10 protein-coding genes are annotated in these 12,695 nt (G+C 66.9%); 2 read left to right on the top strand and 8 right to left on the bottom strand.

Translation table 11 applies throughout. The features are described from left to right. Window positions 1–3: 3 nt before the first annotated feature. From rsmD to SLQ30_RS18000, 5 genes are read right to left on the bottom strand one after another with little or no spacing between them, the layout of a single operon-like run. Entirely contained in the window at window positions 4–570 is a 567-nt protein-coding gene (rsmD, locus tag SLQ30_RS18020) for a 16S rRNA (guanine(966)-N(2))-methyltransferase RsmD (protein WP_319447286.1), read from the bottom strand. After that, window positions 567–4,037 carry a pyruvate carboxylase gene (locus SLQ30_RS18015; RefSeq protein WP_319446962.1) on the bottom strand — a complete coding sequence of 1,157 codons (3,471 nt, stop codon included), beginning with the start codon at window positions 4,035–4,037 and terminating at the stop codon, window positions 567–569. Before SLQ30_RS18015 ends, rsmD begins: the two co-directional genes overlap by 4 nt. Before the next feature lie 43 nt (window positions 4,038–4,080). Then, entirely contained in the window at window positions 4,081–4,710 is a 630-nt protein-coding gene (locus SLQ30_RS18010; RefSeq protein ID WP_319446963.1) for a vitamin K epoxide reductase family protein, read from the bottom strand. Continuing rightward, complete coding sequence (locus SLQ30_RS18005; RefSeq protein ID WP_319446964.1) at window positions 4,707–5,531, bottom strand: DsbA family protein; 825 nt, start codon at window positions 5,529–5,531, stop codon at window positions 4,707–4,709. The genes SLQ30_RS18010 and SLQ30_RS18005 overlap by 4 nt, the downstream gene beginning before the upstream one ends. 43 nt (window positions 5,532–5,574) lie before the next feature. Next, the gene (locus SLQ30_RS18000) at window positions 5,575–6,597 is read right to left on the bottom strand and encodes an alpha/beta hydrolase (RefSeq protein WP_319447287.1); all 1,023 of its coding nucleotides are present in this window, start codon (window positions 6,595–6,597) and stop codon (window positions 5,575–5,577) included. Between the two features lie 343 nt (window positions 6,598–6,940). On the opposite strand from SLQ30_RS18000, the gene SLQ30_RS17995 reads away from it, so the two are divergent. Continuing rightward, window positions 6,941–7,780 carry an aldo/keto reductase gene (locus tag SLQ30_RS17995; protein WP_319446965.1) on the top strand — a complete coding sequence of 280 codons (840 nt, stop codon included), beginning with the start codon at window positions 6,941–6,943 and terminating at the stop codon, window positions 7,778–7,780. A gap of 26 nt (window positions 7,781–7,806) precedes the next feature. Beyond that, on the top strand, window positions 7,807–8,643 hold the full coding sequence (locus tag SLQ30_RS17990; RefSeq protein ID WP_319446966.1) for a hypothetical protein: 837 nt from the start codon (window positions 7,807–7,809) through the stop codon (window positions 8,641–8,643). A gap of 44 nt (window positions 8,644–8,687) precedes the next feature. On the opposite strand, the gene SLQ30_RS17985 is transcribed toward SLQ30_RS17990, so the two are convergent. The 3 genes from SLQ30_RS17985 to SLQ30_RS17975 all read right to left on the bottom strand — a co-directional run bounded on the left by SLQ30_RS17985 (window position 8,688) and on the right by SLQ30_RS17975 (window position 12,692). Then, window positions 8,688–11,597: a lantibiotic dehydratase gene (locus SLQ30_RS17985; protein WP_319447288.1), complete on the bottom strand. Its 2,910-nt coding sequence runs from the start codon at window positions 11,595–11,597 to the stop codon at window positions 8,688–8,690. A 73-nt stretch (window positions 11,598–11,670) separates the two neighbouring features. Further along, window positions 11,671–11,949, bottom strand: coding sequence for a hypothetical protein (locus tag SLQ30_RS17980; protein WP_319446967.1), 279 nt, complete (start codon window positions 11,947–11,949; stop codon window positions 11,671–11,673). Between the two features lie 38 nt (window positions 11,950–11,987). Then, a complete protein-coding gene (locus SLQ30_RS17975) occupies window positions 11,988–12,692 on the bottom strand; it encodes a hypothetical protein (protein WP_319446968.1) in 705 nt (234 codons plus the stop codon). Between the last annotated feature and the right edge of the window lie 3 nt (window positions 12,693–12,695).

Genomic DNA, 12,695 nt, shown 5'->3' with positions numbered 1-12,695 from the left:
ACGCTACGCGATTCCGCCGAATTCGAGGCGGGTGTCGCCGTAGCGGCGATCCCGATCCGGCGTCCACCCGGCCGGCCACGCCAATGGCGGAGCAGACTTCGGACGTTCGACCACCGCGACGGCGCCCACCGCCACCCAACCGCCCGCGATGAGCGCGGCCAGTACCGCCTCGACGTCGGCCGAAGAAACGTCGTACGGCGGATCCGCGAACACCACGTCGACCGCACGGTCGGTACCCGATGCGAGCACCGTGGCGACGCTGCCGCAGCGCACCACCGCGCCGGTGGCGCCGAGGGCCGCTGCGTTGGCTTCGATGACGGACGCTGCGCGCCGGTCGGATTCCACGAACAATGCCGACGCGGCACCGCGCGAAAGCGCCTCCAGTCCAAGGGCTCCCGATCCGGCGTAGAGATCGAGCACGGTAGCGCCCGTCATCTCGACGCGCGCATTCAGGATGTTGAACAGCGACTCGCGCACCCGGTCGGTCGTGGGTCGGGTGCCTTGCCCAGATCGGCTCTGCGGCACAGCGATTCGCCTGCCGCCGAACTGGCCGCCGACGATGCGGGTCAGACTGATCCCCCGGTCGCTGCGCTCCTGCCCGCCGGACCTGATCCCCCGGTCGCTGCGCTCTTGCCCGCCGGACCGATCACCACCAGCAGGTCACCACCTTCGACCTGCGCAGTCGCCAGCACGGCCACCCGTTGCACCTTGCCCGCCTTAGGCGCGGTGATGGCGGCCTCCATCTTCATCGCCTCGATGGTGGCGATGGTCGCTCCGGCTTCGACGACGTCGTCGGCGGACACGTTGACGGTCACCACGCCCGCGAACGGCGCGGCCACGTGGTCGGGATTGGTGCGATCGGCCTTCTCTGCGGTCGGTATGTCGACTGCGACGCTCTCGTCGCGCACCACCACCGGTCGAAGTTGACCGTTGATGATGCACATCACGGTCCGCATACCGCGTTCGTCGGCATCCGAAATCGCCTCGAGCCCGATGATGAGGTCGACGCCCTTCTCGATCTGGATGCGGTGTTCGTCGCCATGGCGCAGCCCGTACCAGAACTGGTTGGCGGACAGCCGCGAGGTGTCACCGTAGATCTCCCGGTGTGCCTCGAATTCCTTTGTGGGACCCGGAAAGAGCAGCCGGTTGAGGGCGGCTTGGCGCTTGAGACCCGGCGTCGCCAGCACGGCTTCGTCCTCGGTGGTGAGCGCCTCGGTCGGCTTGGCCGCAGGGCGCCCCTCCAAGGCCTTGGTGCGCAACGGTTCGGGCCAGCCACCGGGCGGGTCGCCGAGCTCGCCGCGCAGGAACCCGATCACCGAGTCCGGGATGTCGAATCGTGCTGGGTCGGCGGCGAACTCGTCGGCGGTCACGCCCGCACCGACGAGCGCCAGCGCAAGGTCGCCGACGACCTTGCTCGACGGCGTGACCTTGACCAGATGCCCGAGCACCCGGTCCGCACCGGCATACGCGTTCTCGACGTCCTCGAACCGGTTGCCGAGCCCCAGCGCGATGGCCTGCTGGCGCAGATTGCTCAGCTGGCCGCCGGGGATCTCATGCTCGTACACCCTCCCGGTGGGAAATATGAGTCCGGATGCTCCAACATCAAAGGGCGCGTACACCTTTCGCAACGCCTCCCAGTACGGCTCCAGATCGCAGATAGCGCGCAGCGAAAGTCCGGTGTCGTATCGCGTGTGCGCGGCCGCGGCGACGATGGAGCTCAGCGCAGGCTGGCTGGTGGTCCCGGCCAGCGGGGCCGCGGCACCGTCGACCGCGCTGGCGCCCGCCTGCCAAGCGGCGGTGTAGGTGGCCAGTTGCCCGCCAGGGGTGTCGTGCGTGTGCACGTGCACCGGAAGGTCGAATCTGCTGCGCAACGCCGAAACCAGCGTCGTCGCGGCAGGCGCCCGCAGTAGCCCGGCCATGTCCTTGATCGCCAGCACGTGTGCACCTGCGTCGACGATCTGCTCGGCGAGCTTGAGGTAGTAGTCGAGCGTGTAGAGCGTCTCGGCCGGGTCGGAAAGATCGCCGGTGTAGCTCATGGCGACTTCGGCTACCGCAGAACCGGTTTCGCGGACCGCGTCGATGGCTGGGCGCATCGACTCGACGTTGTTGAGCGCGTCGAAGATCCGGTAGATGTCTATACCAGTGGCCGTCGCCTCCTGCACGAACGCCGACGTGACGACCTCCGGGTACGGGGTGTAGCCGACGGTGTTGCGGCCCCGCAGCAGCATCTGCAGACAAATATTGGGCACCGCCTCACGCAGTGCCGCCAGCCGTTCCCACGGGTCCTCCTTCAGGAACCGAAGGGCCACATCGTAAGTCGCGCCGCCCCAGCACTCGAGGGACAGCAGCTCGGGGGTCATCGTTGCGATGTATGGCGCAACGGCCAGCAGCCCGGACGTGCGCACCCGCGTGGCGAGCAGCGACTGATGTGCGTCCCGGAACGTGGTGTCGGTGACGCCCACCGCGGGCGAGTCCCGCATCCAGGCCGCGAAGCCCTCGGGTCCCAGCTCGATCAACCGCTGCCTGCTGCCCGGTGGCGGTGCCGATTCGACATCGACCACGTCACTGCTGGGCAGCTTGTCCTGCGGATAAATCCGGTCACGGCCCCCGTACGGCGAGTTGACCGTGACCTCGGCGAGGTAGTTGAGCATCTTGGTGCCACGGTCGGCGGGGATGTGCGCAGTGAGCAGATGCGGCCGCTCCTCGATGAACGACGTGGTGACCCGGCCCGCCCGAAAGTCGGGGTCGTCGACGACAGCCTGCAGGAACGGGATGTTCGTGGACACCCCGCGGATGCGGAACTCGGCCAGCCCCCGACGGGCGCGCGTGACCGCGGTCGAGAAGTCACGGCCGCGGGTCGTCATCTTGACCAACATCGAGTCGAAGTGGGCACCTATCTCGGCGCCAAGGTTCGTGCCACCGTCGAGCCGGATGCCCGCGCCGCCAGGCGAGCGGTAGCCGGTGATTCGGCCGGTATCTGGCCGGAAGCCGTTGGCGGGATCTTCGGTGGTGATCCGGCATTGCATGGCAAAACCGCGCGTCGTCAGCATGTCCTGACTCAGTCCGAGGTCGGCCAGCGTCTCCCCCGCCGCGATGCGCAGCTGACTGGCCACCAGGTCGATGTCGGTGATCTCCTCGGTGACGGTGTGTTCGACCTGGATGCGGGGGTTCATCTCGATGAACACGTGGTGGCCGCGCTCGTCGAGCAGGAACTCGACGGTGCCCGCGCAGGTGTAGTTGATCTGCCTGGCGAACGCGACCGCGTCGGCACAGATCTTGGCGCGCAACTCCTCGGGCAGATTCGGCGCAGGCGCAAGCTCGATCACCTTCTGGTGGCGGCGCTGCACGCTGCAGTCGCGCTCGAAGAGGTGAATGACGTTGCCCTGCCCGTCGGCCAAGATCTGGACCTCGATGTGGCGCGGGTTGAGCACGGCCTGCTCGAGGTAGACCGTCGGATCGCCGAACGCCGACTCGGCCTCCCGGCTCGCCGCCTCGATGGCCTCCGCCAGCGCGTCGGCGGCGGCGACGCGGCGCATCCCGCGCCCACCGCCGCCGGACACCGCCTTGACGAACAGCGGGAACTGCATGTCGGCGGCGACCGCGATGAGCTCGTCAACGGACGCCGAGGGGTCCGACGACGTGAGCACCGGCAGGCCTGCGTCGCGGGCCGCTGCGATCGCGCGGGCCTTGTTGCCCGTCAGTTCCAGCACGTGGGCGCTGGGGCCGACGAACGCGATGCCCGCCTCGGCGCAGGCCGCGGCCAGTTCGGGGTTCTCCGACAGAAAGCCATACCCGGGGTAGACGGCGTCGGCACCGGCGTGCCGGGCCACTCGGATGATTTCGTCCACCGAGAGATACGCGCGCACGGGGTGGCCGACCTCGCCGATCTGATAGGACTCGTCGGCCTTCAGACGATGCGACGAATTGCGATCCTCGTATGCGTACACCGCGACGGTCGCGATGCCCATTTCGTAGGCCGCGCGGAACGCACGGATCGCGATCTCTCCGCGGTTGGCGACCAGAAGTTTAGATATCACCGTTGATCACGCGTAACCCTAACCGCTCGAGTAGGCCGAAGGCTTAGATCAGCGTCGACCAGTAGTTCCAGAACCGCACCAGAATCATCAGAATCAAACCAACGAACCACAGCGTGACCAACGACCATCGCCACTGGTAGATCACGTGGGCCACCTTGTTGCCCGCGAGGGGCGCCAAGGCGATCGACGCCACCACCACGAGAAGGGGAATGGTGACAGTCCACACCACCATGCAGTACGGGCACAGCGCTCCGATTTGGTAGAGGCTCTGCACGATCAGCCAGTGGATGAAGACCACACCGAGCAGCGTGCCCGCTGCCAGCCCCGCCCAATACCACCGCGGGAGAGCCACTTTCGCGACGGCCAAGACGCCGGTGACCACGACGACCGAGAACGCGACGATGCCGAGGAGCGAATTGGGGAAGCCGAACTCCGACGCCTGCGGGGTCGCCATCACCGAGCCACACGACAGCACCGGGTTGATGCTGCAGGACGGAACGTAGCTCGGGTCGATCAGAAGCTCGATCTTCTCGACCGTCAGCGTGATGGCTGCGGTGAGCCCGAGCGCGCCGGCAATCAGGATCCAGATTGCGCTGGCGGTGCCCACCCGGACCGCGGGCCTGGCGTCCGATTCGGACGCAGCCGGGTCCGCGCTTGGCGTCGAGACGGTCACGGCGCGGCCGGGGCGGGTGCAGGCGGGGCGGGCGCGGGCGGCGGGACGGGTGCGGCCGGGGCGGCGGACAACCCCGGCACGTCACCGACGATGGCCTTGACCTTGGCGATCAGGTCCTCTGGCTTCGCCGGGCCGTTGGGGCCAGAGATCGGGAAGTCCTCGCCGTTGATCCGCACGGTCGGGGTACCGGTGACGTTCGTCGCGCCCGCGAGGCCCTCGGCCAACGGCAGGTAGCGGCCGCTGTTGATGCAGTCGGGCACGTTGCCTCCCGCGCCTGCCTGGCGCGCGGTTTCGATCAGCGCCTTGTTGTCCGGGAAGGACGTGCCCGTCTCGCTGGGCTGCTGGGCGTATAGCGCGGCGTGGAATCGGGAAAACACTTCCTTGCCGGGAGTCGTGTCCGCGTCGGCGACGCAGTACGCAGCCGCGCTGGCTCGAGACGAGTAGTTCTTGGTCGCCGACGAATCCAGGATGGCAACCATGTAGTAGTCAGTGGCGACGGCGCCGCTGTCGATCAGCTGTCGCACCGTCGGGCCGAAGGCGGCCTCGAACCCGCGGCACACCGGGCACAGGAAGTCCTCATAGAGTCCCAACACCACCTTGGGCTGCTTGTCCTCTTTGGTGATGAGCTTGCTCGACACGACGCGAACCGCCTTCGCCTCGCCGGACGTCGGCTTCGACTTGCCGTTCAGCACGATGTAGCCCACCAGCACGACGGCGATGATCGCCACGATGGCGGTGAGTCCGACCCGGACGAACAAATCGCGTCGGCGGTCGGCGGCCTTCAAATCGTAGCTGGCGGTCTTCTTGGGTTTCGTGGCCACGGGACTAGGGTACCGGCGGGTTCGAGCGGTCAGTCAGGCGCGCTCAGCCGCGGCTCAGATGGGCCCGGAGTGCAGAAACCAGTTCGGCGGTGGCGCTCGCGCTTCCGCCGCCGAGCGGGAAGAAGTTCGCAAACCCGTGGATGAGCGATCCGAATTGCCGATGATCAACCGGCACGCCTGCGGCGGACATGGCCTCGGCGTACTGGGTGCCCTCGTCACGCAGCGGGTCGAACCCAGCCGTCACCACCAGCGCGGGGGGCAGCCCCGAGAGGTCGTCGGCAAGCAGCGGCGAGATGCGCGGATCGGAGGCGTCGATCGCAGCACCGCCGACATAGTGCGCGTCAAACCAGTCCATGTCGTTCTTGGTGAGGAAGAACCCGTCGGCGAAAAGGGTCTTCGAACGCGTGTCGCCGGTGAAGTAGTTGGTGACCGGGTAAATGAGCAGCTGAAGCGCGGGCGCGGGCGCCCCCTCATTCCGCGCCAACTGCGCCACCACGGCGGCCAGGTTGCCGCCCGCGCTGTCGCCGCCGACCGCGATGCGAGCGGGATCGGCGCCGATTTCGTCAACGTGGGCTACCGCCCACTGATAAGCCGCGTAGGCGTCTTCGACCGCGGCGGGTGCCTTGTGCTCCGGTGCCAACCGGTACTCGATCGACAGCACATGCACCTGGGCGTCGCGGCAGATCAGCCGGCACAGCGCGTCGTGAGTCTCGATGTCGCCGACCGCGAATCCACCGCCGTGGAAGAAGACGAGCAAGGGCTCGGTGCCGATGGCATTGACCGGTACGTAGTGGCGCGCCCGGAGCGGACCCGTCGCACCCGTAACTGTCAGGTCCTTGATGCCGACGGTGATGTCGGCGGTGATGAATCTGGCCAGCTTGCGTAGCTGGGCTCGCGCGACGCCGACGTCACTGCTGGCCACCAACCCGCCGACTCCCGAGGACTTCTGCAGGGTGAGCATGAATTGCAGCGTGGTGTCGAGGGTGTTGCCGTCGATCGTGATGGTCTTCCCGCCGAGCAGCACCTTCTTCGCCGAATCGGGTATCCGCGGCAACAGCCGCAGCATCCCGGCGCTGGCGGCGTTGAGCACCGCCAGCCGGTTGCGACCGGGCTGACCCGCTCCCCGATGTCGTACCACCGCCGAATTTGCCGGCGAACTCGTCGTCGGGCCACCTGGATCGCTCACGTCAACTGACGCTAATTCACCGCGGCCGCTGGGTCGACGGTTGGGCCGCGCCGAAGCGCACGCAACGGATTGAATGGGCGTAGGTAGCCCGTAATATCCTGATCCAAGTCGGTGAACCCCGAGCGGTCATGAGTAGCGTCGACGTGTTCGACGTGCTCAGCGCCCGCAGGATAGGCGAATGGTTCCCGATCCACGCACCTTACAACGGCACAGAGTAGGCGACATGACCTCGGCGGCAGCGATTCCCAACGTGGCTCTCAATGACGAGAACGCGATCCCAGCGCTCGGTATCGGCGTCGGTGAGCTGTCGGATGCAGACACCGAGCGCGCGGTGTCCGCTGCGCTCGAGATCGGCGTGCGACTCATCGATACGGCGGCGGCGTACGGCAACGAAGCGGCGGTAGGCCGCGCGATCGCCGCGTCGGGCATACCGCGCGCGGAGATCTTCGTCACTACCAAGCTGGCCACCGAAGACCAGGGATACACGACGTCGCAGGCGGCTCTGAAGGCCAGCCTGGAGCGGCTCGGCATGGACTACGTCGATCTGTACCTCATCCACTGGCCCGCAGGCGACACCGAGCGCTACGTGCACAGCTACGGCGGCATCTTGAAGGCGAAGGACCTCGGCCACACCAAGTCGGTCGGCGTCTGCAACTTCACGCCCGACGATCTGACGAACGTCATGGACCTGACCTTCTCGGTGCCCACCGTCAACCAGATCGAGCTGCATCCCCTGCTGAACCAGGCGACGTTGCGCGCCTTCCATGCCGAGCACGGCATCGTCACCGAGGGCTACGGTCCGCTGGGCGTCGGCAAGCTGCTCGACAATCCGGCCGTCACGTCGATCGCGGGTGAGTACGGCAAGTCGCCCGCCCAGGTGCTGATCCGCTGGAGCCTGCAACTGGGCAACGTGGTGATTCCGCGGTCCTCGTCACCCGAGCGCATCGCCGAGAACACCGACGTCTTCGAATTCGAGTTGGCCTCCGAGCACGTGGACGCCCTCAACGCGCTCGACGACGGCACCCGATTCCGGCCTGACCCGGAGACCTACACCGGTACGTAGGCACTGCCGACTACGGTGTGCGCCGAATGACCGGTCCGGCCTCACAGCCCGGCGACGACAAGCCCGGCAAAGCCGGCAGCGTCGTCGACGCCTTCCTCGACTCGCCGCTCTCCGGAATCGCTCCGTGGGTGGTCTTTTCGCTGTTCTCGACGCCGGGCCGATTCGAGGAGGCGGTCTGCGTCGCCCTGGGCTTGACGCTGCTGATCTTGTGGGTCGGCAGCCGCCGAGGGATCAGCATTCACTCCCTCGAGGTCTTCGGCGTGGCGTTCTTCGCCATTCTGGTCGTCATAGGTGTGACCGCCTCGGACGGAACCATCCGGTGGCTCGAACTTTGGGCCGGTGAGTTGACGAACGTGGCACTGGCTCTGTTCGCCTACGCAACGCTGATCGTGCGCAGACCGTTCACCGTGGCCTACGCCAAAGAAATTGCACCGCAAGAGTATTGGGACAGCTCACTCTTCCTCCACATCAACTACGCGATCTCGGCGGTGTGGGCGGCCGCGTTCACCGTGTCGGCGGCCGTCGGCTTCATCGGGGACGCAGTCCTTCACGATTCCAACAACTTCTGGACGGGGTGGGTACTTCAGCTCGCCACGCTCTTCTTCGCGGTCGCGTTCTCGGAGTTCTATCCCGACTACGCCGGAGCAAAGGACGCCGCCGACCGGGGCGAACCCGAGGAGATACCACCACCGGTCTCCGCGCTGTATGACTGGCTGCCCACCTTCATCCTGGTGGCCGGGATCTTCGGCTGGGTCACCCAAGCGCTCCCCGAGGCGATAGGCATCGGCATGGTCGTCGTCGGAGCGGTGGGGGCCGCGTTGATCCGAACGTTGTCGGCAAAACCCGAAAAGTCCGCGTCATGATCTTCGGGCCGGAAACGTAACTGCCAACTTGGACACGCGGGTTGTTATCGGGGTCGAGCATTGCGCCGCTCGAGGCGGTTTCGTTCGGTCTTGACCAACCACATGGCGGCGAACTCCTCATGCCGCTGTAGGCCCAGCCGGATGCACAGCAGGTGGCTCGCGCTTTGCAGCACGGTAGGCGTCATCACCGCGTCGCGCTGCGCCGGGTCGACCCAGAACTCGCGCAGTGCGGCCACTAGGCCGTTGTCCGCGTCGATGTACGGATGTTGTTGGCGCAGCACGGTTTTGATCTTGTGGATCGCCCCGCCGAGCTCCCGGCTGTAGTTCTCGACCGCGACGTCGATCACCTCGCCGGCGTCCACCCGGCTCGGGTCGAGACCGTCGAGCCATTGGCTCAGGACGCCAGCGGCGGCCTCGACGCCTGGCCTGATGAGCGGTGCGGAGTTGGACGGGGTCGAGGGGTTGGGGTCGATGATCGGCAGCATGGCGACGATGTGCGCGGTCTCCAAACAGAACAGCCGTTCGTAGCACGGGAAGCTTCGAGGTCCGCCGTAGCGTTCGAGTTCGCGGTGATAGACGGGGATCGTGTAGTCGCCTATGCGCCCGGCCAGGCGAGCCTCGGCCAGCCAGGCCAAGACGCTGGTGAGCTCGGCAACCGGGCGTCGCACCCTCAGGCGTAGCTGGTCTCGGTGGTCTTCTCGGTAGCGCACGAAGTACCAGTCGCCGGCGATGTCGGGGAAGGCGTCGGCGAAGCCCCGCAGGAAGCGGTCGTGGGAATGGCTTGCTGCTGTGATGGCGAACGCGGTCCAGGCGCCCCCTGGCGCCAGCAGCCGGTGTTCATCGTCGGCGGGGTCATGCAGCGACCAGCCGGTCAGGTCGGGCTCGGCACGGGTGTTTGTGGGGGCGGCGACGGTGACCACCGCCTCGGCCGGGTGCATTGCCGCCCCGAAGTCGCCCACGACACCCAGCTGTTCCGGCCCCGGGGCGCGGAACAACCACTGGTTGCCAGTGGTGATTTCGTCGAGCAGCAGGTCCAGGTGCGCCGGGTGTTGAGTGTCGAGGTGCAGCAAGTTGTCGTGTGGCCCGACGCGGAGATGGCGGCTGACGCCGGTCTCGGCGATCCAGCCGCGCAGGGCGGCCGGTGTTCGATCCGCCGTCGCCGGGTAGCGCCACCGCTGCTCGGCCAGGGTGACCCGTTGGTATCGGACGGCGGGAAGGTGGTTCAAGATCGCCTCGGCCTCGCCCCAGGACCAGAAGGGCACCCGGATGCCGGCATCGGATATCTCCCGTAGTAGCCGGATGGCCTTGGCCGAGGCGGTGGTAGTGGCCATGTTGAGCTGACGCAGGCTCACCGGTGTGCCGTCGGCCAGGACGGTCCGCACGCGTCCGTCCGCGTAGCCGAGGTATAGGTCGGCGAGGGTGAGCACCGCGCCGGCCGGGCGATGCGCACGCGCGTTGACGGCGAGTGTCACCGGGTACAGCTGTGCGGTCGCGGCGACCTCGTTGATGGAGTCCGTTCCGGCGATGTAGTCGACGCCGCTGAGGATTCCCCTCCCGCCGGTGTTCTCGGCCCACCAGGCGGTGTCGAACTCCACGCAGCGCCGCGCGAAGTCCCGCGCCTGGGGCATGACGGCGGTGAAGCGCCCGATGGTGGACCCACCGGGAAATCCGAGCCCCGCGACCGTCGCCCGCAGGCCCGTCGACTCGCGGTGAAGCCCAAGGGTGAGATCGAAGCTGCTTGGCATTCCCTCGGGTACGGCAAAGCCTGCCAGGTCGGCATCGGTGAGTTCCACGGTGCCTAAGCCATCGGATGCGGCACGCTCCAGGAGCCGGGCGATCAGGTCCCGCCGGCGCTCGGCAGTGGGCCCGTCATCCGCAGCGGCAGCGGGGCGCGGGGCGGACTCATAGGCCCGCGGGTAACCGACTCCGAGTTCCTCGTCGACGGCGATCAGAAACGGAACCAAGGTGTGGACGTACCGCTCCAGGAATCCGGCGTTGAATTCGTCGAGCGCTGGGGTGGCTGGCAGGTGTGCCATCAACGCGCAAAGGGCTCTGACGGCATCACGGGCCGCGTCCACGACCGAGACCGGCACCTGACAGCGCGCATCGAGTTCCAGATCGACGTGGACGTCGCGTTGGACCTTGGCCGCCGGGCACAGCCGCAACAACGCATCGAGGCTGCCATCGTCCACCGGGTCAGACGCCTCGGAGTACCGCGCGACGGCTGCCCGAATCGCGGTGGCGCCTTCGACGACGTCGGGCATGCGCGCCAGCGGATCGCCGTCGAACGCGGAGTGTTCGGCCTCGCACAACAGCACCTCGGCCTGCAACAGGTCGTCGACCAGCGTCCGAACCTTCCCCGAGCCGGCGGCGGGATAGGCGGCGGCGACCCGCTGCTCGATGTCTTGCCGCGTCGCAGTGCTGGCAGCGGCGTCGACGGCCAGCCGGGCGGGCCCGGTGGCTCTGATCGAAGCCACGGTGTGGGTGTCGTCGACGCCGCGCATGACCGTGACGACCAACCGGTCGGCGCGTTCGATCAACGCCGGGTTGGGGTAGAGCCGCGCCTCCGGCATCGCGCGGGCCTCCTGCACCAGACGCCTGGCGACCGCTCCGGAGGCCCTGACGTGTCGGATGTGGGACGTGCCGAGCGCCGGCTCCCCATCACCGACCGGCAGCACCGCCACCCCCGCGAACATGCCGAACGGAGTGCACCTCGTGCTCAGGCGCAGTGCGTACTTCAGCAGGCCTTTGTGCAGACGCTTGCGCTTCTTCAGCGGCGTCTCGGCACCCGAGGAAGACAACAGCTTTTCGATCTGGCCTGCCAGCACCGGGCTGGCAAGCAGGACCGCCTCGTGAATGGCGTCCACCGACCACAGGCGCGCGACCGCGTCCAGGTCGCCCCACTCAGCGGGATGATCGGGATACTCGGCCACCTTCCCCAGCGAACACCGCATGGTCACCGTGTCGGATAGTGAGCCCGAGTCCTTCATCCGGGGCTGTAGACGGTGCTGCCGGAGTTCGCCTGACTCACCGTTCCGCGGGCTCTGACGGCTTCTCGGATTTGAAGAAGCGACTAAACAAGATCACTAGGCTGCACACCGCGATCACCGCATTGACGTAGCTTCCGGGCGGATGCATGGTCGGGATCAACACGATGATCAAGCAGGTGATCGCCAAAGTGATCTTCGGCCACGTGCTTCCGAACGTCCCACGACGGGCTAAAGCCCCCGCCACGATCACCAGCAGAATTACGTAAACAAGTGCTGCGAGAATCCACCAGTACTCACTCAACCAATGTTCAATCATGATTAGGCTCTACCTACCTTCGTCGCAGCGGCGTTCTGTTAACCCGGCTTGCAATGCGCCCCGCCCGATCCGCAGCCGTAGAACTTCGAGTGCGTCGCAACGGTGAGCGCGCCTCCCGCGACCGTGAGCCCGGTGATCTGTGTTACCGCTGCCACACAGTCCAGACCAGATTCGGGGAGCGGAGCCCCGCCGGGGCCTGCCATGAAGCTCGCCGGGCGAGCATATTGCGTGTCCAGATTGAAATCGTCCGTGCCCTTGGCCTTCATCGCGGCTGCGAGGTGGGTGTCAGCCAGATCGGCCGCCTGCCGGATTTTGTCCAGGCTTTGTTGCCCCATAGTGGTTATGTCCTGCACCAATTTGCGATTGGCCGCTGACATCGACGACAAGTTCGGCGGCGGCACTGCACGACTGCCGCTGGCGTCGACGATGATGCCGTACTGCCCGAGAGTCGACTTCAACCCACTGAGCTGGCTCTTGATCTGCCGAACCTCGTTGGCCGCAGTACTGGCAGCCGTGGCGACCGTCGACGCAGCCTGACCGTGCTGCTCCAAACCATCGGCGAGCACCTGGGTGCGCGCCTGCGCGGCGCCCGCGCCGGCACCCTTCCAATGGTTGAACGCCGACAGGGCCGGCAATCGCGAACTGGCCTCCGCAGCGGCATTCGCCCGAGCCGTGCTCGCCGCACCAACCGCACTGATCGACTCGGGATTCCAATTATCGATATCGGCTATCGACAAACTCATCGC

It is taken from the genome of Mycobacterium sp. RTGN4, from assembly GCF_033804635.1.
Classification (GTDB): domain Bacteria; phylum Actinomycetota; class Actinomycetes; order Mycobacteriales; family Mycobacteriaceae; genus Mycobacterium.
The sequence above is the reverse complement of the archived record's forward strand: the minus strand, read 5'-3'. Positions and strand labels throughout refer to the sequence as shown.